The sequence below is a fragment of the Mesorhizobium waimense genome, from assembly GCF_003601975.1.
Lineage (GTDB): Bacteria > Pseudomonadota > Alphaproteobacteria > Rhizobiales > Rhizobiaceae > Mesorhizobium > Mesorhizobium waimense.
Genome location: NZ_QZWZ01000022.1, coordinates 59,420 through 85,781 on the forward strand (window position 1 = coordinate 59,420; position 26,362 = coordinate 85,781).

Annotated in this window: 28 protein-coding genes; 20 read left to right on the plus strand and 8 right to left on the minus strand. The window is 64.4% G+C overall.

Annotation, left to right across the window (positions count from 1 at the left end; all coding sequences use genetic code 11):
• Nucleotides 1-11 precede the first annotated feature (11 nt).
• Nucleotides 12-1,565, plus strand: coding sequence for a trimethylamine methyltransferase family protein (locus D3227_RS24865; protein WP_120016916.1), 1,554 nt, complete (start codon nucleotides 12-14; stop codon nucleotides 1,563-1,565).
• A gap of 16 nt (nucleotides 1,566-1,581) precedes the next feature.
• Here D3227_RS24865 and D3227_RS41750 read toward each other — a convergent pair whose 3' ends face one another.
• Both D3227_RS41750 and D3227_RS24870 read right to left on the minus strand, forming a co-directional pair.
• On the minus strand, nucleotides 1,582-1,746 hold the full coding sequence (locus D3227_RS41750; protein WP_167480826.1) for a hypothetical protein: 165 nt from the start codon (nucleotides 1,744-1,746) through the stop codon (nucleotides 1,582-1,584).
• Between the two features lie 101 nt (nucleotides 1,747-1,847).
• On the minus strand, nucleotides 1,848-2,237 hold the full coding sequence (locus D3227_RS24870) for a hypothetical protein (RefSeq protein WP_120016917.1): 390 nt from the start codon (nucleotides 2,235-2,237) through the stop codon (nucleotides 1,848-1,850).
• A gap of 319 nt (nucleotides 2,238-2,556) precedes the next feature.
• Here D3227_RS24870 and D3227_RS24875 point away from each other — a divergent pair, with 319 nt between their 5' ends.
• Together D3227_RS24875 and D3227_RS24880 are read left to right on the plus strand one after the other, a co-directional pair.
• Nucleotides 2,557-2,811: a hypothetical protein gene (locus tag D3227_RS24875; RefSeq protein ID WP_120016975.1), complete on the plus strand. Its 255-nt coding sequence runs from the start codon at nucleotides 2,557-2,559 to the stop codon at nucleotides 2,809-2,811.
• On the plus strand, nucleotides 2,808-3,074 hold the full coding sequence (locus D3227_RS24880; RefSeq protein ID WP_120016918.1) for a DUF1488 family protein: 267 nt from the start codon (nucleotides 2,808-2,810) through the stop codon (nucleotides 3,072-3,074). The genes D3227_RS24875 and D3227_RS24880 overlap by 4 nt, the downstream gene beginning before the upstream one ends.
• A gap of 223 nt (nucleotides 3,075-3,297) precedes the next feature.
• On the opposite strand, the gene D3227_RS24885 is transcribed toward D3227_RS24880, so the two are convergent.
• Together D3227_RS24885 and D3227_RS24890 are read right to left on the minus strand one after the other, a co-directional pair.
• The gene (locus D3227_RS24885) at nucleotides 3,298-3,930 is read right to left on the minus strand and encodes an NAD(P)-dependent oxidoreductase (RefSeq protein ID WP_167480827.1); all 633 of its coding nucleotides are present in this window, start codon (nucleotides 3,928-3,930) and stop codon (nucleotides 3,298-3,300) included.
• Nucleotides 3,931-3,947: 17 nt separating this feature from the next.
• On the minus strand, nucleotides 3,948-4,877 hold the full coding sequence (locus tag D3227_RS24890) for an SAM-dependent methyltransferase (protein ID WP_167480828.1): 930 nt from the start codon (nucleotides 4,875-4,877) through the stop codon (nucleotides 3,948-3,950).
• Nucleotides 4,878-4,975: 98 nt separating this feature from the next.
• Between D3227_RS24890 and D3227_RS24895 the strand changes: the two genes are divergently transcribed.
• Nucleotides 4,976-5,887, plus strand: a complete 912-nt coding sequence (locus D3227_RS24895; RefSeq protein ID WP_120016921.1) for a LysR family transcriptional regulator — start codon at nucleotides 4,976-4,978, stop codon at nucleotides 5,885-5,887.
• A 135-nt stretch (nucleotides 5,888-6,022) separates the two neighbouring features.
• Here the strand turns inward: D3227_RS24895 and D3227_RS24900 are convergent, their stop codons facing one another.
• On the minus strand, nucleotides 6,023-6,325 hold the full coding sequence (locus D3227_RS24900) for a cupin domain-containing protein (protein WP_208646424.1): 303 nt from the start codon (nucleotides 6,323-6,325) through the stop codon (nucleotides 6,023-6,025).
• Between the two features lie 161 nt (nucleotides 6,326-6,486).
• Between D3227_RS24900 and D3227_RS24905 the strand changes: the two genes are divergently transcribed.
• From D3227_RS24905 to D3227_RS24950, 10 genes are all read left to right on the plus strand, one after another.
• Complete coding sequence (locus D3227_RS24905) at nucleotides 6,487-7,272, plus strand: TetR/AcrR family transcriptional regulator (RefSeq protein WP_147377669.1); 786 nt, start codon at nucleotides 6,487-6,489, stop codon at nucleotides 7,270-7,272.
• Nucleotides 7,273-7,405: 133 nt separating this feature from the next.
• Nucleotides 7,406-7,813 carry a DUF3168 domain-containing protein gene (locus tag D3227_RS24910; protein WP_120016923.1) on the plus strand — a complete coding sequence of 136 codons (408 nt, stop codon included), beginning with the start codon at nucleotides 7,406-7,408 and terminating at the stop codon, nucleotides 7,811-7,813.
• A gap of 113 nt (nucleotides 7,814-7,926) precedes the next feature.
• Complete coding sequence (locus D3227_RS24915; RefSeq protein ID WP_120016924.1) at nucleotides 7,927-8,226, plus strand: hypothetical protein; 300 nt, start codon at nucleotides 7,927-7,929, stop codon at nucleotides 8,224-8,226.
• Nucleotides 8,227-8,316: 90 nt separating this feature from the next.
• Entirely contained in the window at nucleotides 8,317-8,982 is a 666-nt protein-coding gene (locus D3227_RS24920) for a response regulator transcription factor (RefSeq protein WP_006199718.1), read from the plus strand.
• Nucleotides 8,966-10,399, plus strand: a complete 1,434-nt coding sequence (locus D3227_RS24925) for an ATP-binding protein (protein ID WP_120016925.1) — start codon at nucleotides 8,966-8,968, stop codon at nucleotides 10,397-10,399. The genes D3227_RS24920 and D3227_RS24925 overlap by 17 nt, the downstream gene beginning before the upstream one ends.
• 111 nt (nucleotides 10,400-10,510) lie before the next feature.
• Nucleotides 10,511-10,954, plus strand: coding sequence for a hypothetical protein (locus D3227_RS24930; protein WP_120016926.1), 444 nt, complete (start codon nucleotides 10,511-10,513; stop codon nucleotides 10,952-10,954).
• Nucleotides 10,955-11,079: 125 nt separating this feature from the next.
• Nucleotides 11,080-12,216 carry a c-type cytochrome biogenesis protein CcmI gene (gene ccmI, locus D3227_RS24935; RefSeq protein WP_120016927.1) on the plus strand — a complete coding sequence of 379 codons (1,137 nt, stop codon included), beginning with the start codon at nucleotides 11,080-11,082 and terminating at the stop codon, nucleotides 12,214-12,216.
• Nucleotides 12,217-12,218: 2 nt separating this feature from the next.
• Entirely contained in the window at nucleotides 12,219-12,662 is a 444-nt protein-coding gene (ccmE, locus tag D3227_RS24940) for a cytochrome c maturation protein CcmE (protein ID WP_120016928.1), read from the plus strand.
• Nucleotides 12,663-12,667: 5 nt separating this feature from the next.
• Nucleotides 12,668-14,650, plus strand: a complete 1,983-nt coding sequence (locus D3227_RS24945; protein WP_120016929.1) for a heme lyase CcmF/NrfE family subunit — start codon at nucleotides 12,668-12,670, stop codon at nucleotides 14,648-14,650.
• Complete coding sequence (locus D3227_RS24950; RefSeq protein ID WP_120016930.1) at nucleotides 14,647-15,111, plus strand: cytochrome c-type biogenesis protein; 465 nt, start codon at nucleotides 14,647-14,649, stop codon at nucleotides 15,109-15,111. Before D3227_RS24945 ends, D3227_RS24950 begins: the two co-directional genes overlap by 4 nt.
• On the opposite strand, the gene D3227_RS24955 is transcribed toward D3227_RS24950, so the two are convergent.
• Nucleotides 15,108-15,416, minus strand: a complete 309-nt coding sequence (locus D3227_RS24955; RefSeq protein WP_120016931.1) for a type II toxin-antitoxin system RelE/ParE family toxin — start codon at nucleotides 15,414-15,416, stop codon at nucleotides 15,108-15,110. The two genes, D3227_RS24950 and D3227_RS24955, sit on opposite strands and share 4 nt — an antisense overlap.
• The gene (locus D3227_RS24960) at nucleotides 15,413-15,682 is read right to left on the minus strand and encodes a CopG family ribbon-helix-helix protein (RefSeq protein ID WP_120016932.1); all 270 of its coding nucleotides are present in this window, start codon (nucleotides 15,680-15,682) and stop codon (nucleotides 15,413-15,415) included. Before D3227_RS24960 ends, D3227_RS24955 begins: the two co-directional genes overlap by 4 nt.
• Before the next feature lie 197 nt (nucleotides 15,683-15,879).
• Here D3227_RS24960 and D3227_RS24965 point away from each other — a divergent pair, with 197 nt between their 5' ends.
• The 6 genes from D3227_RS24965 to D3227_RS24990 all read left to right on the plus strand — a co-directional run bounded on the left by D3227_RS24965 (nucleotide 15,880) and on the right by D3227_RS24990 (nucleotide 23,801).
• Nucleotides 15,880-17,430: a Do family serine endopeptidase gene (locus D3227_RS24965; RefSeq protein ID WP_120016933.1), complete on the plus strand. Its 1,551-nt coding sequence runs from the start codon at nucleotides 15,880-15,882 to the stop codon at nucleotides 17,428-17,430.
• Between the two features lie 260 nt (nucleotides 17,431-17,690).
• Nucleotides 17,691-18,365, plus strand: coding sequence for a response regulator transcription factor (locus tag D3227_RS24970; protein WP_006199726.1), 675 nt, complete (start codon nucleotides 17,691-17,693; stop codon nucleotides 18,363-18,365).
• Nucleotides 18,366-18,372: 7 nt separating this feature from the next.
• Nucleotides 18,373-19,848 (plus strand): sensor histidine kinase, encoded by a 1,476-nt coding sequence (locus D3227_RS24975; protein ID WP_120016934.1) that lies wholly within the window; start codon nucleotides 18,373-18,375, stop codon nucleotides 19,846-19,848.
• Nucleotides 19,848-22,814: a bifunctional [glutamine synthetase] adenylyltransferase/[glutamine synthetase]-adenylyl-L-tyrosine phosphorylase gene (locus D3227_RS24980; RefSeq protein WP_120016935.1), complete on the plus strand. Its 2,967-nt coding sequence runs from the start codon at nucleotides 19,848-19,850 to the stop codon at nucleotides 22,812-22,814. The genes D3227_RS24975 and D3227_RS24980 overlap by 1 nt, the downstream gene beginning before the upstream one ends.
• 61 nt (nucleotides 22,815-22,875) lie before the next feature.
• On the plus strand, nucleotides 22,876-23,352 hold the full coding sequence (locus D3227_RS24985; protein ID WP_120016936.1) for an EF-hand domain-containing protein: 477 nt from the start codon (nucleotides 22,876-22,878) through the stop codon (nucleotides 23,350-23,352).
• 62 nt (nucleotides 23,353-23,414) lie between these two features.
• Nucleotides 23,415-23,801, plus strand: coding sequence for an ester cyclase (locus tag D3227_RS24990; protein WP_120016937.1), 387 nt, complete (start codon nucleotides 23,415-23,417; stop codon nucleotides 23,799-23,801).
• Here D3227_RS24990 and D3227_RS24995 read toward each other — a convergent pair.
• A complete protein-coding gene (locus D3227_RS24995; RefSeq protein ID WP_120016938.1) occupies nucleotides 23,798-26,119 on the minus strand; it encodes a PAS domain-containing sensor histidine kinase in 2,322 nt (773 codons plus the stop codon). The two genes, D3227_RS24990 and D3227_RS24995, sit on opposite strands and share 4 nt — an antisense overlap.
• Nucleotides 26,120-26,362: the final 243 nt, after the last annotated feature.

A 26,362-nucleotide genomic window follows, 5' to 3' on the forward strand; every position in this document is an offset into this window, starting at 1 on the left:
GAGGAACTGCCATGGTTGATGACGCTGCACGCGACACCAGGCGCGAGCGCAGGCGTGGACGCACCGGCGAGGCCGGCAGCGAGTCCAGCCGCCGCCCGGACTATCGGTCACTCAAGAACCCTTTCCTGCCGCAGCCAGTCTTTTCGGACGACCAGGTGGCGGCGATCCACGATACGGCACTGCGCGTGCTTGAGGAACTCGGCATCAAGGTGCTGCTGCCCGAGGCGCGTGAGCGTTTTGCCCGCGCCGGCGCGCTTGTCGACGAGGACAGCCAGATGGTGCGCATCGGCCGCGACATCGTGGCGACAGCACTTGCCTCGGCGCCAAAATCCATCAGGGCGCTGGCGGGCGATCGTAGCCGCGACCTGATGCTCGAACTCGGCTCGATGACCTTCCTCGCCGGGGCCGGGGCGCCCAACGTCACCGATCTCGAACGCGGCCGGCGGCCGGGAACGCTTGCCGCTTTTGAGGAATTGACCAAGCTGATCCAGCATTTCGACGTGCTGCATATGCTTTGCCCGTGCATAGAGCCGCAGGATGTCGACAACCGCTTCCGCCACTACGCCGTCAACCGCGCCCAGCTGACGCTGTCGGACAAAGTCCCTTTCATTTTCGCGCGCGGCACGCCGCAGGTCGAGGACGGGTTCGAGATGATCAGGCTGGCGCGCGGCCTCTCCGAAGAAGAATTCCTTGCCGGCGCCCATTGCTACACCGTCATCAACACCAACTCGCCACGCCAGCTCGACATCCCGATGGCGCAAGGCATCATCGACTTCGCCCGCGCCGGCCAGGTGTCGATCATCACGCCCTTCTGCCTGGCCGGCGCCATGGCGCCGATCACGGTGGCCGGCGCACTGACGCTGCAGCATGCCGAGGCGCTGGCGGGCTTGACCCTTGCCCAGATCGTGCGGCCGGGTGCGCCGGTGGTCTACGGCTCGTTCTCCTCCAATGTCGACATGAAGTCGGGCGCACCGGCCTTCGGCACGCCGGAGCACGTCAAGGCGACGCTAGGGGCCGGCCAGCTGGCGCGCTTCACCGGCCTGCCCTGGCGCTCCGGCGGCGGCAGCGCCGCCAACATTTCCGACGCGCAGGCAGCCCACGAAACGCAGTTCGCGCTCTGGGGTTCGGTGCTAGCAGGCGCAACGGTCTGCATCCACGCCGCCGGCTGGTTGGAAGGCGGCTTGAGCGTCTCCTTCGAGAAGCTGATCACCGACATAGAGGCGCTGCAGACGGTCGCGGAACTCTGCGCATCAACACCAGGCGACGAGGATGCGATCGGCTTCGAAGCCATTGCCGAAGTGCAGCCGGGCGGGCATTTCTTCGCGGCCGGCCACACAATGGCGCGCTACCGCACAGCCTTCTACGAACCGCTGGTGGCCGACTGGTCGAATTTCGGCAACTGGACGCAGGCCGGCTCGAAGAGCGCGACCGAGCGTGCAACGGGTATCTGGAAGCGGCTGGTCGCCGACTTCCAGCCACCGGCATCCGTCGCTGCTACGTCAGGCATCCTCGATGAGTTCATCGCACGCCGCACCGAACAGGGCGGCGCGGCACCCGTCTCGTGACCGGGGCATGCGCCCGTTACATCGGGCGCTTGTCGCCGGCCTTTTGCGGGTCGCGGCGGATCGTGCCGGAATCGGCTTTCCTGTGCTTGTCGGCGGCAAGCCGGCGAATGCGGTCGAAGCGGCTTTCCTCGGCTGGTTCAGTCGCCGGGACGGTATTTGGCTTCGGTACGAACGTAATCATTTGTCGATTCCTTGCCGCTGGACCGCGCCGGGGAAGATGCCCCGGCGGCTGTCTTTCAGGCTCTCGTGAAGAGTTCGTTTGTCTCGAAGAGGTCGAAGAGTTCAGGCCGCGAGAGCGACCGCACAGCTCGTGGCGCCCAGCCTGTCGGGCGATGTTTCTCCGGGCATGGTCGCCCAGCCGCCTGTCTCAATGAACTGCCGCTTCTTGTAGCTGTCGGTCAGGGCTTTGAACTCGACAAGCTTGGCAACGGCATCGGGCGCTGCGTTGAAGCGATCGACGCAGACGGCCGAGGCCAGTTTGCCGCGCGCTACATCGCCGGCCGTTGCCATCAGCGAGCGCGAGGTGCCGCCTGTCACCCATCCGCCCCAATTGAAACCGATGATCAGTGTGGCGATGAGGGTTACCGCGCATGCCCAGAAAAGCGTAGATTTGGCCGGCTGGTAGTCTTCCCATCGACGCGCGAGAGATGGCTTGCTGCTTTGTGTGGACACGGAACAGTTCCTTCTTTGAATTGGCGTTGGAATCAGTCGCCCGGCCGGTCGCGGACTGGCCGGAATTTCATGGGAATTTCTTTCTGGAGCCGGCATGGGCGACCGCTGCTCCTGTATAGGCGCATTGGCACTCGATAGATAGGAGTGCCAAGAATTATTCGTGCGATACGTGAAAATATTGAAACGTATTATTTTGCCAGATCGTTTTCCGATGTTCGCAATATCTCAAATATTTCAAAGTTTGAATATCGTCGACCGAATGCCTATTTATATCGAACAAGTTCGTTTTTACGATTTCAAGCGCAACGGAGATTTGTCGATGGCCGATGGCAATCAAAGTATCATGGAAAAAGCTGAAGCCCGCTTTGTCGACAAGCAGAAGAAGACTGCGGAGCGAAACAAGGCGACAGCCGAATATATGTCCGAGGCCAAGGCCCGGATCATCAAGACGACAAGGCTGCGCGAATTGCGGCTGGCCAAGGAAGAGGCCGATCGCGTGGCGGAGGCCCTGAATCCGACGCCGAAGAAGAAGCGGGTGATCAAGAAGGTCGCCGCAACGGAGGTCAAGTCATGAGCCTTACGTTCCCCAATCGCAGCCGCAGCTATGACGCGGCGGGTCGACGCATCCGATTTGTCGGCCATGACGGCATGTTCCAGATTTCCTTCTCGGTCGCTGCGGATGCGATGTCGAAGATGCGACCCGAAACCGCAGCCGACGAGGCCGGCTATCTCACCGCCTTCGATATGGCCAGCAGCGCCATATACGACGTCGCCAGGACGGCCTACGACCGCACCCGCAAGAGCATGTATGTGCTGACCGCGGCTGATTTTCGCTAACTGGGTCGCGCGCGCGGCTCCCCGAAGACGAGTTGCTTGGCGGCGCATGCCGCGGACACCGCTATCGATCCAGCTCGATATCCCGATGGCGCGGGCATCATCGATTTCGCCCGCGATCACGCCCTTTCCAGTTTCCAGTTCGCGCCGTCGACACCGCCGGCCTGCTCGACGACTTCATCGCGCGCCGCACCGCGGAGGGCGGGGCGCTACGGTGTCTTGAGGCTCAGTGCAGCAGCGAGACTGCTTTGCGCGAGTAGGTGGTGTCGCCAACCTGGCCGAGCATGAAGGCTGCCACGTCGGCGCGCGCCATTGTCGGCAGCAGTGGCTTTGCGTGGATGCCGTTGTCGTGCCGGAGCCGGCCGGTTGCCGCGCCATTGCTGAGCTTGGGCGGCCGCACGATGGTCCAGTCGAGTCCGGACTGGACGATGAGGCGTTCTTTCGCCTCGTGATCCGCCACTTCATGGCGCAGCAAAAGCGGCACGACGATGCCGCCGAGCAGCAGCCCCAATTGATGCCGGCTGTCGTGGACGCCAAGGAAGGACAAATAGATGAGCCGGGCAGGCCCCGTTCTCTGCAAGGCATCGACGATGAAGCCGATGCCGGCGACCACGGCCGGGTCGTGTTTCAGCGGCACGCCGACGCCGAGACAGCTCAAAACCGCATCGTGTCCGGCAACGGTACGCTCCACCGCCTGCCGGTCGGCGACATCGCCGACGATCACTGTCAGTCTTTCATGGCGGATCGCAAGCTTGCCCGGCGTGCGAACGAAGGCGCTCACCGCATGGCCCTCTGCCAGCGCCGCTTGGACAAGGACGCGCCCAGTCGCGCCCGAGGCGCCGAAGATCAGCAGTTCCATGATCAGCCTCCTCGAACTCAACCCGGCTTGCGCCCGGCGACGAAGGTGATAGGCGCCCCGGCCGGGCCGGGCAGCAATCTTGTGTCTGCATAGCCGCATTGTTCTACCAGTGCCTCGGCCTCGCCATTTTCGAACACCGTGCCGCCCCACAAGGTGGTTCGGAAGCGGGCGAGAGCCGCTCCGAGTGCGTCCGGTCCGGGGTTGATCATGGCCAACAGCAGCCAGCCGCCGGGGCGCAGCGCAGTCCGGCAGCGCGCGACGATCGCCCTGACCTGCGGATCGGGGATGAAGGCGCTCGGCACGAAGGCGAGATCGAACGCGTCCTCGTCAATGATTTCCTGGCCAAGCCCGATGCGCAGTTCGATGCGATGTCGGAGGCCGGCAGCTTTGATGTTGGATCGGGCCTGCGCAATGGCGTCCGGCAGCGGATCGATGCCGACTGCCCGCAGATTGGGCCATTGCCGAAGCATCGAAACAGACAGCACGCCGACCCCGACGCCGATATCGAGGAAGGCAGCACCCGGTGCCTCCAGCCTTTCCAGCAAGCCTTCAAGCTGTGGTGCGATCGACCGCTTCAGCAGCGCCGGGAAGCCGGCCGAGACATCTCCGAAGGCCTGCCGCATGCTGGCTTCCAGACGCCGGGTCTCTCCGTCCGCCGATGGTTGCGACAGAAGTTTGACGGCCGACAATAGATCGACCCTGATGCCAGCCAGCACCGGAGCCAGTTCTGCGGCGCTCGCATCCGCCACAATGCCCGAGACGCCGAATTCACCAAGCACCGCTTCGATGCGCCGGGCGGTATCGCTGTCGAGGGGCTTGTCCTGCACACGCGCCTCCATTGCAAGGCCGAGTGCTGCAAGCGCATTCGCCGAAATCGCTTGCCGAGCCACGATCGTTCGCAAACCTTCGATGTCATGGCTCGCTCCCTGAATTTTGGTCAGCTCCATTCTCGCGCGCCCGCCAGGTTTGGACGATTGGCGATTTCCGTACATGCCTGTGCAAAACTGCACAGGCATCCGGCGACGAATTGGACTAGAATTGGCTCGTGATCACATCAGGCGAACCCGACTGGAACGACTTGCGCTATTTCCTCGCCGCCGCACGCGAGGGGACGTTGTCGGGCGCGGCGCGCGCGCTTGGCGTCCGGCACACGACGATCAGCCGGCGCCTGACCGCTCTTGAAAATGCTTTGGGGGTCTCGCTTGTGCTGCGCGGGCCGCAGGGTATCGAGATTACCCCGCTCGGCCGCACATTGCTGCCGCTCGGCGATGATGTTGAACGCGCCATGCAGGCAATGCTGTCGCTGGTGCGCTCTGGCAGCAACCGTGTCCGTCTGGCGCTGCCGACCGGATTCAGTCCGTTCTTTGCCGAGCGCATGGCGGCTTTCCACAAAGCCTGCCCTGACATCAGCCTCGAGCTGATGAGCGGCAGCCGGCCGGTCGATCTGCAGCATGGCGAGGCGGAGCTCGCAATCAGGATGGGTGTAGTCGCCGACGACACGCTGACCGTACGGAAACTTTGTGACTCGGGCTGGTCGATCTATGCCTCCCGCAGCTATCTGGACCGTCACCGGACGCCGATCGATCCCTGCCGGCTGGCCGGACACGAAATCATCGGCTTTCACGGCAGCCTTGCCGGTGTGCCTGGCGCCAGATGGGTGGAGGCGCACGGCGCCGGCGCGACGACAGTCTTTCGCGTCACCGAGATGACGGAGATGCTGGCGGCGGCGCTAAGTGGCGCCGGTCTCGTCGTGATGCCCTGCATGCTGGCCGAGACCGAACCGCGCATGCTACGCTTGGTGCCTGACATTCTTGGCAGCAATCCGGTTTCGCTCGTCTATCGCCGCGAAATTGCCGCCGAGGCGCCGGTGCGCGCGGTGATCCGCTTTGTCGTCTCCGTCATAAAGGCGCATTCCGCCTTGATCGGCGGCCAAAGACCAACTGCGCCGGTCTCCTGACGCGAGGCAACCCGCCGCAGCGGAAGTCTTGTTCCGAGATGGCGGGGCGCTGCCGGTCCCCTGGGGCTTTCATCAAGGCCGCCACATCGCACGCTCCAGGCGTGCGACTTGCAAGCCGGAGGCCATCAAAGACTTCTATCCTTGCAGAAGCGTTGGTGTAGCGGCAGGTCGGGCCGATGTCAGTCCAAAGCGGGCGCACAGGCTCGGAACACTCTCGAAGTCCATGTCCAGTTCGTATTTCCGCAACAGGTCGCCGGACTTTGTCCTGTCGGGCCAGATGGCGACCAGTTCTCGGAAATAGTCCTCGAATCCGGCCGGCGAAATCACCTCGATGATTTCGCATGGCGTGTCGCCGGCATTCCAGAACGTATGCCACTGGCCGCGCGGCTTGAACACCCATGTGCCCGGACCGGCGGTAACGACATCATTGCCGAGCAAAGCGCCCCGCTCAGCACATATGAGTATTCGTCTTCGCGGTGATGCCGGTGTAATGGCGCCGCCAGTGCGCGCGGCGCCAGCGGATGATGCCGGTATCGAACTCGTCTATTTTCCAATGGATGCCGAAACCGCCCAGATTGTGATGGGCGCGGCTGCCGGTTTTGCAGCCGAACGAGCCGTCGCATGATGGGGATCGTGGTCAGGCAATGCGTTCCATATCATCTTCCCGAAAATGGGTGTACGCTGCCGATCACTCATTTCTAGGCGCTCTTCCAACCCATGTCAATATCGGTGATCACGTGAGTTTACCGAAAGAAGGCCAACGGCGCTCTTACAGATTACAGCGCCGTGCGGTCAAGCAGGCCGAAACCCATCTCGCACTCGCCCGCGCGGCCTTTGAGTTGCACAGTTCGATGGGCCCATCGCGGACCACGGTGAGCGCTATCGCCGAGAAAGCCGGCGTGCAGCGGCTGACCGTCTATCGCCATTTTCCCGACGAGGAAGCGGTCTTCAGTGCCTGTTCCGCCTATTCCTTCGGCCAGGACCCGCCGCCCAACCCCGAGGTCTGGCGATCGATCGCCGAGCCGGAAGCCAGGCTGCGGACGGCGCTCCTGCAGCTCTACGGCTACTACAGCCGCAAGCGCCAGCTGCTTGCAAATCTGTATCGCGATGCCGAAATGCCGGTTGTCGCTGCGGCACTCGTCCGCCGGCGAGACGTTCTCGCAAAAGGTGTCGCGATCCTCGAAACGGGCTGGCTCGGCCCGGGCAGCGAAAACGCACGGCTTCTTGTTGCCGCGATAGGGCATGCGCTGGACTTCACGACGTGGCGCTCGCTTGTCGAAAACCAGGGCCTTTCGGAAGACGAGGCGGTAGAAGCCATGCTGGTCCTGGTCCGTTGCGTGAGCTCGAGTTTGGCGGACTGCCGCGGCGAGAAACCATCAGCCTGAAGGCCAGTATGGGCCGATTGGCGGGTTCCTTTGGAATGGCGTGATCTGGCAGAATGCGTCGAACGCGGCTACGCTGCTAGCGAATGGCTGGTATCAAGGCTTGTTCAAGGCGTAACGGGCGAGGGAGAAAAAGATGACGGCGCCCGGCGATTTGCTGCAGGCCTTGTTCCAGAGGCTGAGAAGTGATGCGACACTGTCGGCGCTGCTGGGCGGCGCCGGCCTGCTCGAGCAGGCAACCGACAACGCTGCCTTTCCCCACGTGACCTGTGGCCGGACCAGCGCTTTTGACCTGGACACTGGCGCCGACAACGACGCCGATCAGCTTGTGACGCTGCATGTCTGGTCGAAAGCCCATGGCGATGCCGAAACGCGTGTCATCATGGACAGCATCAAGGCGCGCCTTGCCGATGCGGCACTGGCCTTCGGCCCACATGGCCAGACACGCCTGTCACTGGAATTCGCCGAGGCCCGCTATGACGAGGATCTGGCGGTCCATCATGGGCTGCTGCGCTTTCGCGCCATCACGCAGGAAAACGCCTGACGCGTATCACCGGGTGGGCGGTGGATCTCGGGTTGCAGGGGTGTGGCGGGCATGGTTTTTCGAGCGTTCACCGTTCATTTCACGTTCAGCACCGATGCGTTACAACGCTGACCATGAACACGCTTCGCTCCCATCTTCGAACCGCGACGCTGGCGCTTGCAGCGGCCGGCCTGTTTGCGTCGCAGGCGACGGCAATACCGGTCGTCGCGCCCGCCGACACGCAGCCGATCGTGCTGGCTGCGTCGGACTGCTACGCGATCGGCCAACAGGTGGCCGAGCAGAATGGGGGCACGCTGGCCAAGGCCTCGCAGTCGACGCGCGGCGGCCAGCCGGTCTGCGTCATCGTCGTGCTGGTGCCGGGCAAGGAAGGCCAGCGTCCGCGCCGCGCCGAAATCGTCGTTCCGCTGAACTGACCCGATCTTCCACCTAACAGGCCTCCGTTTCCCAGGCCGCCGGAATCGGCCTATATCTGACCCCGGATCCGTCAACAGGTTCTAACCGTCATGCGCGTGCTCGTCGTCGAAGATGACAAGGATCTCAACCGGCAGATAGCGGATGCGCTGGTCGATGCCGGTTACGTCGTCGATCGCGCCTTCGACGGCGAGGAAGGGCATTTCCTCGGCGATACCGAACCCTATGACGCCGTCGTGCTCGACATCGGCCTGCCGCAGATGGACGGCATCAGCGTCGTCGAGCGCTGGCGCCGTGGCGGCCGCAAGATGCCGGTGCTGATCCTGACGGCGCGCGACCGCTGGAGTGACAAGGTGTCGGGCATCGACGCAGGCGCCGACGACTATGTCACCAAGCCGTTCCATATCGAGGAGGTGCTGGCGCGGGTGCGGGCGCTTATCCGCCGCGCCGCCGGCCATGCCTCGTCGGAATTGACCTGCGGGCCGCTGCGCCTCGACACCAAGGCCTCAAAGGCCGATGTCGACGGCCAGCCGCTAAAGCTGACCTCGCATGAATTCCGGCTGCTGGCCTATCTGATGCACCATATGGGCGAGGTCGTGTCGCGCACCGAGCTGGTCGAGCATCTCTACGACCAGGATTTCGACCGCGATTCCAACACCATCGAGGTCTTCGTCGGCCGACTTCGCAAGAAGATGGGCATCGACATGATCGAAACCGTGCGCGGCATGGGCTACCGCATGCGTGAGCCGGAGGCGTAACGCGGAACCTCTTCCTGCAAAACCGGCCGTCTCCAAGACGCTTTCGGCGCGGTCCTGGCCGCGATCGCTGGCGTTCCGCGTCATCGCCTTCTCGACCCTGTGGGCGATCCTGACGCTGGTCGTCATCTTCACCCTCATCACCACGCTCTACCGCCAGGCCAGCGAGCGCGGCTTCGACAGCCTGCTTTCGGCGCATCTGTTCAACCTGATCGGCTCGGTCGGCGTTTCCGAAAGCGGCCAGCTGACCGGCGCGCCGGACCTCGGCGACCTGCGCTTTTCCGAACCGAATTCGGGCTGGTACTGGACCGTGGAGCCGGCCTCCGAGGGTGTGCATGGCGAACTGCACTCTTCCTCGATGACCAAAGCGATTCTTTCGCCGAGCGTCGCCGAGGTTCCCTTCAACTCCAGCTTCCAGCGCAGCTATGGCACCGAAGGCATCCATGGCGAGGAGCTGGAGGTGTTCGAAAGCGAATTCGTCCTCGATGCCAAGAACCGCGCCGCACGCTTTCGCGTCATGGGCAACCAGACCGAACTGGAGCAGGAGATCGCCAGCTTCCAGCGCCGCCTCTTGACCTATCTCTCCCTGTTCGGCGTCGGCATGATCGCCATCAACGCCTTCGCCATCCTGATCGGCCTGCAGCCCTTGCGCCGCGTCCGCAACGCACTCGCCATGGTGCGCGAGGGCACGGCGCAGCGACTCGACGGCAGCTTTCCGGCCGAGATCGAGCCACTGGCCAACGAAACCAATGCGCTGATCGAGAACAACAAGCGCATCGTCGAACGCTCGCGCACGCAGGTCGGCAACCTCGCCCATTCGCTGAAGACGCCTCTGGCCGTGTTGCTCAACGAGGGGCGGGCGCTCGGCGGCGCCAAGGGCCAGCTCATCACCGAGCAGGCGGCCTCAATGCAGAAACAGGTCGACCATTATCTGCAACGGGCGCGCGTCGCAGCCCAACGCGACAGCGTCGTCTACCGCACGCCGGTGGCGCCGCTGGTCCAGCGCATCGTGCGCGTGCTGCAAAAGCTCAACCCGCGGACAACCCTGACGCTTACGCTGCCGGCCACCGACATCATCTTTGGCGGCGAACGCGAGGATCTGGAGGAATTGCTCGGCAATCTCCTCGACAACGCGATGAAGTGGGCCAAGGGCGCGGTCACTGTCACGCTGGCACCTGTCCCCGGCAAGGACACCAATTTGTTCGAGATCGCCATCGAGGATGACGGTCCGGGCATTCCCGAGGACAAGGCGCGCGAGGCGTTGAAGCGCGGACGGCGCCTCGACGAGACCAAGCCGGGCACAGGGCTCGGCCTTGCCATTGTCGCCGACCTCGTCAACGAGTATGGAGGCGGTCTGGCGCTTGAACGCTCCGCCATGGGCGGGTTGAAGGCGGCGGTGCGGTTGCGGAGCCTTCAGTGATGCTATGGTGGACTGCGGCCAAATTTCCGACAAATATCAATACTATGGCCTTGCCGACTTCCCGATGGCGCGGCCCCCAGTTCATCCTGCTCGAGAAATCCGGTTGTTGGCATGAAGATTCGCGTCGCGCTCCTTTCCGCACTGCTCGCCGTTTCCGGCTGTGGGACGTTGGGCAAGGGCGGCCCTGGCGCGGCGGTCACGCCGGCGCCGGCCGCCACGCCTCCCGCCGGCAGCAAGGTGGCGACGACGATCATTTCGGCTATGGGCGGCGGCCTCGTCGGCGGATCGATCGGTTCCGGCCTGAGCGATGCCGACAAACGCAAGGCGCTGGAAGCCGAATACAAGGCGCTCGAATACACGGCGAGCGGCCAGAAGGTGACATGGAAGAGCGACAGTTCGGGCCGCTCGGGCGAAGTCGTTGCCGCCCAGCCTTACCGTGTCGGCTCGCAGGATTGTCGGCAGTACACCCATACGGTGTTCAGCGGCACCGACGGCGCCACCGCGCGCGGCACCGCCTGCCGCAATGCCGACGGCAGCTGGACGCCGCTAACCTAGCATTCGTATTTTGGACTGAACCCGGTCCGGTTGATGTCGATCAAGGATGGACGGCGCACTTGCCGTCAAAGCGTCGCAGGATGCCCATGTTGGCAGGGCAGGGCTCTGCCGGTATTGGATGAAAGATGCTGTTCTGGGTCATAGCCGCAATCCTCACGCTGGGCGCCAGCCTTGCGGTACTGCTGCCGCTGGCCGGCGGCCCGAAGGGCGCGTCGGCGCCCGGCGACCATGACCTCGAAGTTTATCGCGACCAGCTGTCCGAGCTTGACCGCGACGTGGCGCGTGGCCTGATCCAGCCGGCCGAGGCCGAAGAGGCGCGCGCCGAAATCGGCCGCCGCATCCTGCGTCTGGGCGCTGCTGGTCAGGCCGACACGACGGCGCGACGACCATCGGTGGCGACAAGGCTGGTGGCGACTGTGGCGGTGCTGGCGGTTCCGCTGGTCAGCTGGGGGCTTTACATCAAGCTCGGCTCGCCCGATTTGCCTTCGCAGCCGCTTGCAGAGCGGCTCGCCAAGAACCCCGCCGACTCCTCCGTGGACGAACTGGTGGCGCGCGCCGAGGCGCATTTGGCTGCCAACCCTTCCGATGGCCGCGGCTGGGACGTGCTGGCGCCGATCTACCTGCGCCTGCAGCGCTATTCCGACGCGGTGAGCGCCTATCGCAACGCCATCCGCCTCGACGGAGAAAGCGCGGCCCGCCAGTCCGGCCTTGGCGAGGCGATCGCCAATGCCGCGGGCGGTATCGTCTCGGCGGAGGCGCAGAACGCGTTCGAGGCGGCGCTGAAGCTCGATCCGGCCAACCCGAAGGCAAGCTTCTATCTGGCGATGGGCCTGGCGCAGGAAGGCCGCACAGGCGAAGCGACGGTGGCCTGGCAGAACATGCTCGGCACATTGCCGGCGGAATCGCCCTGGCGTCGCGCCGTCGAGCAGGCGCTGGCCGAAAACGCGAAGAGGGCCGTCGCGTCGGGAACGCCCGCCATCGGCCCGGATGCACAGGCGGTCGAAGCGGCGCAGTCCATGTCGCCGCAGGACCGGCAGGCGATGATCGAAACCATGGTCGCCGGGCTCGACGAGAAGCTCAAACAAAACCCGCACGACACGGAAGGATGGATGCGGCTCATTCGTTCCTATGTCGTGCTTGGCAAGGCCGACCAGGCACGCGATGCGCTCAGCCGCGGCATTTCCGTTTTTGGCGCCGACAGCGAGGAAGCGAAAAAGTTCACCGCCTTTGCCGCCTCGCTCGGCCTGACGGCGACGGAGTAGTCATGACGCGCAAGCAGAAGAGACTGTCGGTGATCGTCGCGGGGCTGGCTTTCCTTGGTGCCGCCACGGGTCTTACCTTCTACGCACTCGGCCAGAAGGCCTCCTATTTCTACATGCCCGGCGATCTCGCCACCGCAACCGTCCAGCCTGGACAGCGCATTCGGCTCGGCGGTCTGGTCGAAAAGGGCACGATCGAGCGCGGGCAGGGCGCGACCGTCGCCTTTTCGGTGACCGACAAGCAGAAATCGGTCAAGGTCACCTATACCGGTATCCTGCCCGACCTGTTCCGCGAGGAGCAGGGCGTCATCACCGAGGGCAGCTTCGGTCCGGACGGCGTCTTTGTCGCCGACAGCGTGCTGGCCAAGCATGACGAGCGCTATATGCCCAAGGAAGTCGCCGACGGGCTCAAGGCCAAGGGTGTCTGGCAGGAAAGCAAGAGTGAGTAACGCGCTTGGTTGAAACCGGACATTTCGCCCTCGTCCTTGCCTTCGCGCTGTCGCTCGTGCAGATGCTGGTGCCGCTTTATGGCGCGCGCGCCGGTAGCCAGAAGATGATGGCGGTCGGCGGTCCGGTGGCGGTTACCGGCTTCGCGCTTACAGCACTTTCCTTCGCGGCGCTGGCAACCGCCTATGCCAGCTCCGATTTCTCGGTGGCGAGCGTGTGGGAGAATTCGCATTCGCTGCAGCCGCTGATCTACAAGATCACGGGAACCTGGGGCAATCACGAAGGCTCGATGCTGCTCTGGGTGCTGATCCTGACCTTCTTCGGCGCCCTTGTCGCCGTCTTCGGCTCCAATCTTCCGGCAACGCTCAAGGCCAATGTGCTGGCCGTGCAGGGCGCGATCGGCGCCGCCTTCTTCCTGTTCATCCTGGCGACGTCCAATCCCTTCACCCGCCTCAACCCGGCCCCGATCGAGGGCCGCGACCTCAACCCCGTCCTGCAGGATCTCGGCCTCGCCATTCATCCGCCACTGCTCTATCTCGGCTATGTCGGCTTCTCGATCTGCTTTTCCTTCTCGGTCGCCGCCCTCATCGAGGGTCGCATCGACGCGTCCTGGGCGCGCTGGGTCAGGCCATGGACGCTGGTTGCCTGGATGTTCCTCACCGGCGGCATCGCCATGGGCTCCTACTGGGCCTATTACGAGCTCGGCTGGGGCGGCTTCTGGTTCTGGGACCCGGTCGAGAACGCCTCCTTCATGCCGTGGCTGGCGGGCACCGCGCTGCTGCATTCGGCGATCGTCATGGAAAAGCGTTCGGCGCTGAAAATCTGGACATTGCTTCTGGCGATCCTCACCTTTTCGCTCTCGCTGCTCGGCACTTTCCTGGTGCGCTCCGGCGTGCTGACCTCGGTGCATGCCTTCGCCACCGACCCGACGCGCGGCGTCTTCATCCTTTGCATCCTGACGCTGTTCATCGGCGGTTCGCTGGCGCTGTTCGCCTTGCGCGCCTCGAGGCTGACGGCCGGCGGCCTGTTCCATCCGATCTCGCGCGAAGGCGCTTTAGTCCTCAACAATCTGTTCCTCACCACCGCCACCGCCACCGTTCTCGTCGGCACGCTCTATCCGCTGGCGCTCGAAGCCGTCACCGGCGGCAAGATCTCGGTCGGCGCGCCGTTCTTCGACCTGACATTCGGCCCGCTGATGCTGCCGCTGCTGGCGATCGTGCCGTTCGGTCCGCTGCTTGCCTGGAAGCGCGGCGATGTCTTCGCCGCCGCCCAGCGTCTGATGGCGGCCTTTGCGGCAGCGCTTGCCGCCATGCTGGTGACAGGCCTGTTCGTCGATGGCGCTTCGGTGTTTGCCGCGCTTGGCGTTGGCCTTGCCGTCTGGCTGGTCTGCGGCGCGCTGACCGATCTCGCCGTCAAATCGGGCTTCGGTTCCGTTACGCCTGCCATCATGCTACGACGTTTCGCCGGCCTGCCGCGCTCGGTGTTCGGCACCGCGCTCGCCCATCTCGGGCTTGGCCTGACGCTGCTTGGCATCGTCGGCACGCTCAGCTTCGGCACCGAGAAGATCCTGTCGATGCATGCCGGCGAGACCGTCGAACTCTCCGGCCACACGCTGCGCTTCGAAGGGCTCTACCCGGCGCAGGGGCCAAATTACAGCGAGGATCGCGGCCGCTTCGTCGTCATCGGCGCCGACGGCAATGCCAAGGGCGAAATAAGCTCGGCCAAGCGCTTCTTTCCGGTGCGCCAGACGACCACAACCGAATCCGGCATCAGGACTGTTTGGTTCAGCCAACTCTATCTGTCGCTGGGCGACGAGGGCAATGACGGTTCCGTCGTCGTCAGGCTGTGGTGGAAGCCGCTGGTGACGCTGATCTGGGGCGGCGCCGTGGTGATGATGGCGGGCGCTGCGATGTCGCTGATGGACCGCCGCCTGCGCGTCGGCGCGCCGGCGCGCCGCAAGGAACTCGTACCTTCCGCGAGCCTGTCATGACGGCAAGGGTCTCGCTGGCTTCGCTGGTGCTGCTGCTGGGCCTGTTGTTCGCCGGCAGCGCCTTCGCGGTGAAGCCCGACGAGGTGCTGTCCGATCCGGCGCTGGAGGCGAGGGCACGGACCCTGTCGGAAGGGCTGCGCTGCATGGTCTGCCAGAACCAGTCGATCGACGAATCCGACGCAGATCTCGCCCGCGACCTACGCATCCTGGTGCGTCAGCGGCTCGTCGCCGGCGATACCGACCAGCAGGTGATGGACTACATCGTCTCTCGCTACGGCGAGTTCGTGCTGCTGAAGCCGCGCTTCAGCCTACGCAATGCCTTGCTCTGGGGCACGCCGGTGCTCCTGCTCCTCGCAGGCGGGATCTTCATCGTGCTCGCGGCGCGATCGCGACGTTCGACGGCAACGAACGCCCTGACCGCCGAGGAGCAGGCGGCGCTGGACAAGATGCTGGATAGCTAATCCGGCCATTCCTCCAGCGGCCAATCCCGCGACGTGTGAATGATGTGCAAGATAACGACGCCCTCACGGCCGCCAATCGGCCGCAGCTCATAGGCAATGATGTAGGGCAGGCGGCCGATGGGCTTTTCATAGGTGCCTGTTATCCGGCCAGGCCGGCCCGTCGCCATGTCGCCAAGACCCTTGCCCACATCGCGAATGCGATCCGCGAGGCGTCTGGCGGCCGCCGGATTGTCCCGCGCGATGAAGGCGACTTGCTGTTTGATGTCGTCCAGCGCTTCTCGCGACCAGGTGACGAACCGCTTCACGCCTTGCCCGCGCGCTTGGCTTCCGCCGCTTCGATTATGGCGTCGATTTCCGCCATGGCTTCGTCGTGGGGCACGACACGGCCAGCCGCCGCGTCAGCCATGCCGCGTTTGATACCTTCGATGATCTCAAGCTCGCGATCGACATAGGCCGAAACCGCTTCGGCCGCGAGGAAGGATTTGCTCCGCCGAGTGTCGGCGGCGATCCGCTCAAGCTTCAGCTTGGTTTCGGACGAAACCCGAATGGTCATGGTGGTGCTTGCTGTCATGGTGAAAGCCTTGTGCTGAGCTGTGTACAACATAGTGCCACAGGCGGGTGCAACCAAGGGATTTGTGCGCCATTGTTGCCGGTACATTACAAAAGTTTCATGCACCGGAAATGGCGCCGTAATGTGCGCCTCTCTATTCCTCTCGATCGAGGATGTCCTGGCTAAGCCGCATCCAATCAAAAGAGGATACGAGACCCATGAATATTGCCCCCAATTCATATTCCCGCACCCGCAAGCGCCTTCTGGCCGCCGTTGCCTCGCTGGCTGTCGCCGGCGCGATCGGCTTTGGTGTCGTCACCACCGGAACGGCTCCGGTTCTGGCCGATGCGGTGCGTGTCGAGGCGCCGCAGGTCCCCGGCTTCGCCGATATCGTCGAACGCGTCTCGCCGGCGGTGGTCAGCGTCAAGGTCAAGGCCAAGATCGAGCCGGCGGCCGATGACGGTTCGGACCAGTCCGACGATCAGGACGGCATGAACAACCTGCCCGACAATCCACAGCTGCGTCGCTTCTTCAAGGAATTCCGTGGCTTTGGCGACCAGGGCGGCCAATTCGGCAACCGCCGCTTCAATCATCGCGATCACAACAACGACCAGCCCCGCCCGGTCGCGCAAGGCTCCGGTTTCTTCATCTCCGATGATGGCTACCTCGTCACCAACAACCACGTCGTAGAGGAAGGCTCGGCCTTCACCGTGGTGATGAATGACGGCAAGGAACTCGACGCCAAGCTGATCGGCACCGACCCGCGCACCGACCTCGCCGTGCTCAAGGTCGATGGTGTCGGCAAGTTCACCTATGTCGACTTTGCCGACGATTCCAAGGTTCGCGTCGGCGACTGGGTGGTGGCCGTCGGCAACCCGTTCGGCCTCGGCGGCACTGTCACCGCCGGCATCGTCTCCGCCCGCGGCCGTGATATCGGCGCCGGCCCCTATGACGACTTCCTGCAGATCGATGCCTCGGTCAACCGCGGCAATTCGGGCGGCCCGACCTTCAACCTCAACGGCCAGGTCGTCGGCATCAACACCGCGATCTTCTCGCCCTCGGGTGGCAGCGTCGGCATTGCCTTCGACATCCCGGCTTCGACCGCCAAGCAGGTCGTCGAGGATCTGATGAAGAACGGCTCCGTCCAGCGCGGCTGGCTCGGCGTCGAGATCCAGCCGGTCACATCCGACATCGCCGAGTCGCTCGGACTGAAGTCCGAGAAGGGCGCGCTGGTGTCGAGCGCGCAGGACGACGGCCCCGGCAAGAAGGCCGGCATCACCGCCGGCGACGTCATCACCCAGGTCGACGGCAAGGACGTCGCTTCGCCCAAGGAACTCGCCCGTCTGATCGGCGCCTACTCGCCCGGCAAGCCGGTCGACGTCACCGTGTGGCGTGACGGCAAGAGCGAGACCATCAAGGTCGACCTCGGCAAGCTGCCGGCAAGCGACAAGCAGGCTTCAGCCGACCAGCAGCAGCCCGCCGCTCCGGCAAAGCCCGACACGCTGGCCGATCTCGGTCTCACCGTCACCAAGTCCGAAAAAGGCAAGGGGCTGGTGGTGACCGATGTCGACCCGGACAGCGACGCCGCCGATCGCGGCATCCAGCCCGGCGACATCATCACCTCGGTCAATTCGGTGGAGGTGAACGGAACCGACGATGTCACCAAGGCGATGTCCGATGCGGTGAAGTCGGGCCGCAAGGCGGTGCTGATGCAGATCACCCGCGACGACTCGAATCGCTTCGTCGCCCTGCCTGTCGCCAAGGGCTGACGATCCAGAACTTTTCCGGTGCGGCGGTTTCAACACCCCCGAGCCGCCGCACGGGAAAGCACGGGGCCAGAATGCGTTAGTCAGTCATCGTGTTCCGCCCCCGGCGGCAGCGGGCTTCCCATCGCCCGCTGCCGCTTTACCAGAGCATGTCGCCCAAAAGCGTGCAGCGGTTTTGGGACAACGACATGCGCCTCAACGAAGGCCTAAACGCTATGCCGGCCACCACTCAATCTTCCAGCGAAATCGCGTATAACAGCTCTATGAAGATTCTTGTCATAGAAGACGATCGCGAGGCCGCGGACTACCTCGAGAAAGCCTTTGCCGAGGCCGGGCACACCGCCCATGTCGCCGGCGACGGCGAGACCGGCTTCACGCTTGCCGATGCCGGCGACTATGACGTCATGGTGGTCGACCGCATGCTGCCGCGCCGCGACGGCCTGTCGGTCATCGCTGGCCTGCGTTCGCGCGGCAACACGACGCCGGTGCTGATCCTGTCGGCGCTGGGCGAGGTCGACGACCGAGTCACCGGCCTGCGCGCCGGCGGCGACGACTATCTGACCAAGCCCTATGCCTTTTCCGAGCTGCTCGCCCGCGTCGAGGTGCTGAACCGCCGCGCCAGCGCCCGCGAAGCCGAAACCGTCTACCGGGTCGGCGATCTCGAGCTCGACCGTCTCTCGCATTCGGTCCGCCGCGCAGCGCGCGAAATCACGCTGCAGCCGCGCGAATTCCGCCTGCTCGAATATCTGATGCGCCACGCCGGCCAAGTGGTGACGCGCACCATGCTGCTGGAGAATGTCTGGGACTACCATTTCGATCCTCAGACCAACGTCATCGACGTCCATGTCTCGCGGCTGCGCGGCAAGATCGAAAAAGGCTTCGACAAGCCGATCCTGCATACGGTTCGCGGCGCCGGCTACATGCTGAAGAGCGGCTGAACCTAGCATGGCCCTTTCCCTGCCGGCCATCATGAGAACGACGGCGGCGCGGCTCTCGGCGCTCTATTTCCTGCTTTTCGCCCTCTGTGCGGTTCTGCTGGTCTTGTACATGACCTCGCTGTCGGCGCGCATGCTGACCGCGCAGACGCAGGAAACCATCAACGACGAGGTGCTCGGCCTTGCCCGCGCCTATCAGCGCGGCGGGCTGCCGGTGCTGGTCCGCGTGGTCGAGGCCCGCTCCCGCCAGCCCGGCGCCAACCTCTATCTGATCGCCGACACCAACGGCCAGATCCTGACTGGCAATGTACAGAGCCTCGAGCCGGGGGTGATCGAGGCCGAAGGCTGGACGACGGAGCCGTTCTCCTACCGGCGCTTCGGCGAGGGCGAGCTTGAACGGCAGCGCAATACGGCCGCCGACCAGAACGAGGCGCAGCCCGGCCAGAACGAAGTCCAGGCCGAGGGCGAGAAGGGCCACAATGCGATTGCGCTGGTGCTGCGCCTGCCCAACCAGATGATCATGCTGGTCGGCCGCGATCTCGGCGAACCCGAGCGGTTCCGCGCCGTCATCCGCCGCTCTCTGATGCTGGCGCTGGGCATGATGGGGCTCGGCGGGCTGCTGATCTGGTTCTTCGTGGGGCGCGCGGCGCTGAAGCGCATCGACAGCGTCTCCGAAGCCAGCCGCCGCATCATGGGCGGCGACCTGTCCGGGCGCCTGCCGGTCACCGGCGCCGGCGACGAATTCGACCGCCTGTCCGAAAACCTCAATGCCATGCTGGCCAGGATCGCCACGCTGAACGAAGGGCTGAAGCAGGTTTCGGACAACATCGCCCACGACCTGAAGACGCCGCTGACCAGGCTGCGCAACCGTGCCGAGGCGACGCTTTCCGGCAAGCACAAGACCACCGATTACCGGCAGGCGTTGGAAGGCACGATTGCCGAGTCAGAGCAGCTGATAAAGACCTTCAACGCCATCCTGATGATCTCCAGGCTGGAGGCCGGGTATTCCTCCGAGAGCACCAGCCGCGTCGATCTCGCCGCTGCCGTGCGCGATGTCGTCGAGCTCTATGAGCCGGTGGCCGAGGAGGCGGGCGTGACGCTGGAGAGCTCGGTCGCGGGTGATTTTGCCGTCAACGGCAATCGCGAACTGATCGGCCAGGCGCTGTCGAACATCGTCGACAATGCGATCAAGTATTCGACCGACGCGACCGGCAAGCCCGCGGTGCGCGTGACGCTCGAGCGTGTCGGCGGTGAAATCCGGCTTTCGGTCTCCGACAACGGCCAGGGCATTTCCGACGACGCCGACCGCGCCCGCGCGACCGAGCGTTTCGTGCGGCTGGAAAAGAGCCGCTCGCAGCCGGGATCGGGCCTGGGCCTCAGCCTTGCCAAGGCAATCATGACTTTCCACAACGGCAGGCTTGATCTTTTACCCGCCAATCCCGGATTGTCCGTGGTCATGGGTTTTCCCGCACGGGACGACCATTGATGGCGGCGAGGAAGCCTGTGCAGCGGATTGAAACCGAATGGCGTTTGCAACCGGCGGCAAGGCTTTTGTCGCTGGATGAAAACTGCTCGAGGCGTGAACTGTCGGAGATCGCTGACGCCGCCGAGGAAGAGGGCCTGCCCCGGCTGGCGAAGTTCCTGGCAGCCGAGGGCACTGTTCAGGATCTCCTCGCCGCGGTCTTCGACCTGTCGCCGTTCCTGCGTGATGTGGCGCGCCGCCGGCCGGGCATTCTCGATCGGCTGTTCGACTCCGATGTCGAGGCCCGGCTGATGGCAATCGGCGAAGCGATCGGCAAGGCGGCGTTTACGGATTCCGTTTCGGAAACGAGCCTGATGATGGAGCTGCGGCTGTGCAAAGCCGAAGCGCATTTCCTGATCGCGCTTGCCGATCTCGCCGGCGAGGCCGAGCCCGCGCTAACGGTGCGCCGCCTCAGCGATCTCGCCGACGCCTGCACCCGCGCCGCCGTCGATTTTTTGCTCCGCGACGCGCATGGACAAGGCAAGCTCAAATTGCCCGATCCCGAAAATCCGGCGCGCCAGTCGGGCTGGATCCTGCTCGGCATGGGTAAGCTCGGCGCGCATGAACTGAACTTCTCCTCCGACATCGACCTCGTCGTCTTCTTCGATCCGGAGGCGCCGGCGGTGATCGATCCGCTCGATGCGACGGAGTTGTTCTCGCGTCTCACCCGCCGCCTGGTGCGCATCCTGCAGGATCGCACCGAACACGGCTATGTTTTCCGCACCGATCTGAGACTCCGGCCCGACCCCGGCTCGACGCCGCTGGCGATCCCGGTCGAGGCCGCGCTTAACTACTACGAGGGGCGCGGCCAGAACTGGGAGCGCGCCGCCATGATCAAGGCGCGTCCGGTGGCCGGCGATCTCGCCGCGGGCGAGGGGTTCCTCAAGGAATTGCAGCCCTATGTCTGGCGCAAATACATGGACTATGCCGCGATCGCCGATGTCCATTCCATCAAGCGCCAGATCCACGCCCACAAGGGCCATGGCGAGATCGCGGTCAAAGGGCACAACGTCAAGCTCGGCCGTGGCGGCATCCGCGAGATCGAGTTTTTCGTCCAGACCCAGCAGCTTATCGCCGGCGGCCGCTTCCCGGAGCTGCGCGGCCGCGAAACCGTGCCGATGCTGGGCCAGCTCGCCGCGCGCGGCTGGATCACCGCCGACGCGCGCGATGCGCTCACCAGGCAATACTGGCTCCTACGCCGCGTCGAGCATGCCATCCAGATGGTCGCCGACGAGCAGACGCATATCCTGCCCGACAGTGACGAGGGGCTGGAGCGCATCGCCCGCATGCTGGGCTTTGCCGATGCCAAGACCTTTTCCGAAACCTTTCGTGCGTCGCTGCAACAGGTCGAGCGCCACTATGCGGCGCTGTTCGAGACCGCGCCGGAACTGTCGGCCGGCGTCGGCAATCTGGTCTTCACCGGCGATGTCGACGATCCCGACACGCTTCAGACCCTACAGCGCCTCGGCTTCCAGCGCCCGAGCGACATCTGCCGCGTCATCCGCGGCTGGCATTTCGGCCGCTACCGCGTCACCCAGTCGGCGGAAGCGCGCGAGCGGCTAACCGAACTGACGCCGGCGCTGCTAAAGGGTTTCGGCCAGACACGTCGGGCCGACGAGGCGGTAATGCGCTTCGACGAATTCCTCGCCGGCCTGCCGGCCGGCATCCAGCTGTTCTCGCTGCTGCAGTCCAACCCGGCGCTGCTGAAACTGATGGCGACGATCATGGGCGCGGCACCCAGGCTGGCGGCGATCATCACCCGGCGGCCGCATGTCTTCGACGGCCTGCTCGACCCGGCGCTGCTCAACGAATTGCCAAACCGCGCCTATCTGTCGGCGCGGCTTGCCGCCTTCATCGAAGGCGACCGCGCCTATGAGGACGTGCTCGACCGCTTGCGCATCTTCGCCTCCGAGCAGAAATTCCTGATCGGTGTGCGGCTGCTCGCCGGTGCCATCGATCCGGCTCGTGCCGGCCGCGCCTTTTCCGACCTCGCCGATCTCACCATCGAGGCAGCACTGCAGGCTGTCACGGCCGAGTTCGCGCTGCGGCACGGCCGCATCGCCGGGGCCAGGGTGGCGCTGCTCGGCATGGGCAAGCTCGGCAGCCGCGAACTCACGGCGGGCTCAGACGTCGACCTCATCCTGCTCTACGACCACGATGCCGATGCTGAAGAGTCCGACGGCGACAAGCCGCTGGCGCCGTCCCACTACTACACCAGGATGACACAGCGGCTGATCGCCGCCGTCTCGGCGCCGACCGCTGAGGGCGTGCTCTACGAGCTTGACCTTCGCCTGCGCCCCTCCGGCAACAAGGGGCCGGTCGCCACTCATGTCGATGCCTTCAAAAAGTATCAGCGCCAGGACGCCTGGACCTGGGAGCACATGGCGCTGGTGAGAGCGCGCGCGATCGGTGGCGATACCGCATTGTGCGCCGAGGTCGAGGCCGAGGTGGCCGCTGTCCTCGCTCTGCCGCGCGACGCCGCCAAGGTGATAGCGGAGGCCTCGGAGATGCGGGCGCTGATTGAGAAGGAGAAGCCGCCGCGCGATCTCTGGGACATCAAGCTGATCCCCGGCGGGCTGATCGATCTCGAATTCCTTGCCCAGGTGGCAGTGATTATAGGCCACGTCGAGGCCGGCCGCAGGGTAACCGCGACGGCCGACATCCTGGCGCGGCTGGCGCCGGATTTCGCTGGCGCCGACATCAGGCAGGAACTCTGCGATGCCTACCGGGTCTATCTGGCGCTGACCCAGATGATCAGGCTCTGCCTTACCGGCGTCTTCGAGCGCGACGACGTTCCGCCGGGTCTGTCCGATCTGCTTCTGGCGGTCACCGACCTGCCGGATTTCGGTGTGCTGGAAGCACACCTCAAGGAGACGTCGCGAAAGGTCAGAAAGGATTTCGACCTTTTGCTTCGTGCCAAACGACCGTGAGGACGTAGCGCCTTAGGTTGTTGGCCCGCATCGGGGGTGACGATGCAACAGGAGAAGACCAATGAGAAAGTCGACCAAACTTGCCCTCGCTTTCGCAGCCCTTGCCGGCGCCGTCGGCACCACGGCCTATGCCGAAAACAATGCCAGTGCCAAGATGCGTGACGACATGATGATGCGTCTCGACAAGACGATGAGGGATTCGAACGGCACCATTACCTTCGACCAGTTTTCCGACGCCATGAACGCACGGCTGAAGAAGATGGTCGCCGACAATGGCGGCAAGCTCACCGTCGCCCAGCTCGCCGATGCGCTGGAGAAGGCGCGTTACGAGCGCATGGCCAAACGCATCATCGAACGCTACGACACCAGGGGCGACGGCACGTTGACCACCAACGACATCACCAGCCGCCAGAAGAAGATCTTCGCCGTGCTAGACAGGAACAATGACGGCAAGATCGACAAGAGCGAACTGCCGAAGGGCGGCCGCTTTGGCCGTCACCGTCCATCGGGCGCCAACGACGAAGACGGCATGCAGTGACCCCGCAAACCGGCGCCGGCGGCGTAAGCCGCCGGGCCTTGCGGGAAGATGGGCCAATTGCCATGACCAAGACTGCCCTCGCCGGTATCTACCGGGACTACATCGCCTGCCTGAACAGGCAGGATTGGCCGAAGCTCGAACAGTTCGTCGATGACGAAGCGATCCACAATGGCCGGCGGATCGGGTTGTCGGGCTATCGCGGAATGCTGGAGAGGGACTTCGATGAAATTCCGGACCTCTACTTTGACGTCCAAATGCTGATTTCCGATCCGCCTTATGTTGCGAGCCGACTAGGCTTCGACTGCACGCCAAGGGGAAAGTTCCTTGGCCTCGACATAGACGGCAAGAGAGTGTCCTTCACCGAGAACGTGATCTACGAATTTCGCGGCGGAAAGATCGTAGAAGTGTGGTCGGTCATAGATAAGGCGGCCATCGAAGCTCAGCTTTAGGCCGCCGCCTTCACCGCCGGCGTCGCCTTCTTCACCGGGATGCGCACCGACACGATGGTGCCGACGCCTTCGGTCGAGCGGATCTTCAGCGCGCCGCCCTGCAGTTCGGCCAGCGAGCGCGAGATGGCCAGGCCGAGGCCCGATCCGGCGTGGTTCTTGGAAAACTGGTTCTGCACCTGCTCGAACGGCCGGCCGAGCTTGCCCAGCGCTTCCTTGGGGATGCCGCAGCCATTGTCCTCGATGGTCAGCACCAGCGCGCCCGAGGTGTTGCGCGCCCTGACCGAGATGTGGCCACCCTGTCCAGTGAATTTCACCGCGTTGGACAACAGGTTGATGACGATCTGCTTGATCGCGCGGCGGTCGGCGTAAAGCCGCATCGAATCGGCGATGCGGGTCTCCACCGTGATCGATTTCTCGGCCGCCTGCAGCGAGACGACACGCACGGTCTCCTTGATCAGCGGGCAGAGGTCGATCTCCTCGCGGTCCACCGAGAACTGGCCGGCCTCGATCTTCGACATGTCGAGTATGTCGTTGATGACGCCGAGCAGATACTTGCCGCTGCCGTTGATGTCGGTGGCATATTCCTCGTAGCGCGGCGAGCCGAGCGGCCCGAACAGGCCCTGTTCCATCAGTTCGGAAAAGCCGATGATGGCGTTGAGCGGCGTGCGCAATTCGTGCGACATGTTGGCCAGGAATTCGGATTTGGCGCGGTTGGCCGCCTCGGCGCGTTCGGTCTCCTTCATGTATTTGCGGTTGAGCTCGACGAGTTCTCGCGCCCGTTCCTCCTCCGCCCGGCGGGCGAGGCTGAGATCGTGGATCGTCGCCATCAGCCGGCGCTCGCTGTCGACTAGCTTTTCCTGGTGCAGCTTGATCTGGGTGATGTCGGAGCCGACCGAGACGGTGCCGCCATCCCTGGTCCTGAGTTCGTTGACCTGCAGCCAGCGACCGTCGGCAAGCTGCCGCTCTAGCGTCACGCCGCCTTGCGGTCCGTTGCTGTTGGCCAGCCTGCGCTCCGAGGCGAACGCCAGCATGTGCTCCTCCAGCGCCGTGCGCGCCGCGCCCGGCATGACGTCGCGGTCCGACAGGCCGTTGTCTTTCTGGAATTTGGAATTGCACATGATCAGGTGCTCGGAGGCATCCCACAGCACGAAGGATTCGTTGATGTTCTCGATCGCCGTCCTGAGGCGCAGATCCGCGGCTTCCGAGCGCAGCGCCAGATGCCGCTGCTCGGTGACGTCGACGGCGATGCCGATGAGCTGGATCTCCGGCGCTTCCGGGTCGATCACCTGGGCTCTGGCGCGCATCCACACCCATTGCCCGTCGGCATGCCGCATGCGGAACACCTGGTCGATATGGTCGATCTCGCGCTCGACGATGCGGTTGGCAAGTTCGAACAGGTCGCCATCTTCGGGATGGATGATTTCGTCGACCTCGCCGAAGGACAGCATCGTGTCGCAGGGCTCGTAGCCCAGCATGTCGTACATCGAGCGCGACCAGTACATCTTGCCGCGCACCATGTCCCAGTCCCACAGGCCGCAGCGGCCGCGCACCAGCGCCATGTCGATGCGCTGGTGCGCTTCGAGGTAGATGCGGTCGGCGGCCTGAGCCCGCGCCGCCTGGCCGAAATAGGCATAGAGGATGATGATCAGTACGCCGGCCGTCAGCACGAACAGCGTGACGTTGAGCGAGACGGTCTTGCGCCAGCTGTCGAGGACCGCTTCCTGCGGCACCAGAACGGCGGCTGCGTTCTTGCGGCTCGCCGTCAGGCTCACCGCCGCGTACCAGTTCTGTCCGCCGATGCTGACGTTCATGACGCCGGCGCGCTCACCGAACATGAACAACGGCTGGCCGCCCTGGACGAGACTGTCGAGCGAGCGTCCCTGCCAGCCGGTCGACAGAGGTGAAACGGCAATGATCTTGAAGGCGCGGTCGGTGACGGCAAGCACATGGCTTCGGCCCATGGCGCCCAGCCGTCCTGCATTCTCCAGAAGGTCCAGTGCGCCGGTGGAGGCTGCGTTGGGGTCGGCGGCAATCGCGCTCGCCATCTGGCCCGCCGCCAGCGAGAGAATGGCCTTGGTGTCACGCTCCACCTCGTCGCGCTCGTTCATCAGCGACAAGACGCGCAGCGCCGCGATGACGACCAGGAACAGGATGATGAGGGCAGGGATCGAACGGCGCAGCAAGGGTTCGGCTGCCAGGAGCCGCCGATAGGCGGGTTCGGCGATCAGCCGCGTGTTGCCCGCAAGCCCGTCGCCGCGCGCCTCACGCCGCTCAAAAGCCGTCCCTCCGGGCGCGCCCCACGCGTCCGCCTTGGCCATAAATGGCTACTCCCCGAATTCCCTATGCTTGACGACCCGGCAACACCGCACGTCCGAATCGTCTGTAAGGAATCAAAGGTGATTCGCCTTGTCCAGAGGCGCGGCCAAAAAAGATTAAAAATCGACTAAAATAATGTCGAAACGGGATCTCCCTCCTCCTTGAGGGGGACGGTGGACAGCCGCCGAAGGCGGATGGACAGGTGGGGTCGTTGCGGCAGTGCTCGCGTTTTCTTCTGTCGGCGC

Bases quoted from the DNA above. Each gene is read 5' to 3' on its own strand.
- D3227_RS24865 (WP_120016916.1), top strand. From the start codon at position 12: ATGGTTGATGACGCTGCACGCGACACCAGGCGCGAGCGCAGGCGTGGA.
- D3227_RS41750 (WP_167480826.1), bottom strand. From the start codon at position 1,746: ATGATTACGTTCGTACCGAAGCCAAATACCGTCCCGGCGACTGAACCA.
- D3227_RS24875 (WP_120016975.1), top strand. From the start codon at position 2,557: ATGGCCGATGGCAATCAAAGTATCATGGAAAAAGCTGAAGCCCGCTTT.
- D3227_RS24880 (WP_120016918.1), top strand. From the start codon at position 2,808: ATGAGCCTTACGTTCCCCAATCGCAGCCGCAGCTATGACGCGGCGGGT.
- D3227_RS24885 (WP_167480827.1), bottom strand. From the start codon at position 3,930: ATGGAACTGCTGATCTTCGGCGCCTCGGGCGCGACTGGGCGCGTCCTT.
- D3227_RS24890 (WP_167480828.1), bottom strand. From the start codon at position 4,877: ATGGAGCTGACCAAAATTCAGGGAGCGAGCCATGACATCGAAGGTTTG.
- D3227_RS24910 (WP_120016923.1), top strand. From the start codon at position 7,406: ATGACGGCGCCCGGCGATTTGCTGCAGGCCTTGTTCCAGAGGCTGAGA.
- D3227_RS24915 (WP_120016924.1), top strand. From the start codon at position 7,927: ATGAACACGCTTCGCTCCCATCTTCGAACCGCGACGCTGGCGCTTGCA.
- D3227_RS24920 (WP_006199718.1), top strand. From the start codon at position 8,317: ATGCGCGTGCTCGTCGTCGAAGATGACAAGGATCTCAACCGGCAGATA.
- D3227_RS24930 (WP_120016926.1), top strand. From the start codon at position 10,511: ATGAAGATTCGCGTCGCGCTCCTTTCCGCACTGCTCGCCGTTTCCGGC.
- ccmI (WP_120016927.1), top strand. From the start codon at position 11,080: ATGCTGTTCTGGGTCATAGCCGCAATCCTCACGCTGGGCGCCAGCCTT.
- ccmE (WP_120016928.1), top strand. From the start codon at position 12,219: ATGACGCGCAAGCAGAAGAGACTGTCGGTGATCGTCGCGGGGCTGGCT.
- D3227_RS24950 (WP_120016930.1), top strand. From the start codon at position 14,647: ATGACGGCAAGGGTCTCGCTGGCTTCGCTGGTGCTGCTGCTGGGCCTG.
- D3227_RS24960 (WP_120016932.1), bottom strand. From the start codon at position 15,682: ATGACAGCAAGCACCACCATGACCATTCGGGTTTCGTCCGAAACCAAG.
- D3227_RS24965 (WP_120016933.1), top strand. From the start codon at position 15,880: ATGAATATTGCCCCCAATTCATATTCCCGCACCCGCAAGCGCCTTCTG.
- D3227_RS24970 (WP_006199726.1), top strand. From the start codon at position 17,691: ATGAAGATTCTTGTCATAGAAGACGATCGCGAGGCCGCGGACTACCTC.
- D3227_RS24975 (WP_120016934.1), top strand. From the start codon at position 18,373: ATGGCCCTTTCCCTGCCGGCCATCATGAGAACGACGGCGGCGCGGCTC.
- D3227_RS24980 (WP_120016935.1), top strand. From the start codon at position 19,848: ATGGCGGCGAGGAAGCCTGTGCAGCGGATTGAAACCGAATGGCGTTTG.
- D3227_RS24985 (WP_120016936.1), top strand. From the start codon at position 22,876: ATGAGAAAGTCGACCAAACTTGCCCTCGCTTTCGCAGCCCTTGCCGGC.
- D3227_RS24990 (WP_120016937.1), top strand. From the start codon at position 23,415: ATGACCAAGACTGCCCTCGCCGGTATCTACCGGGACTACATCGCCTGC.
- D3227_RS24995 (WP_120016938.1), bottom strand. From the start codon at position 26,119: ATGGCCAAGGCGGACGCGTGGGGCGCGCCCGGAGGGACGGCTTTTGAG.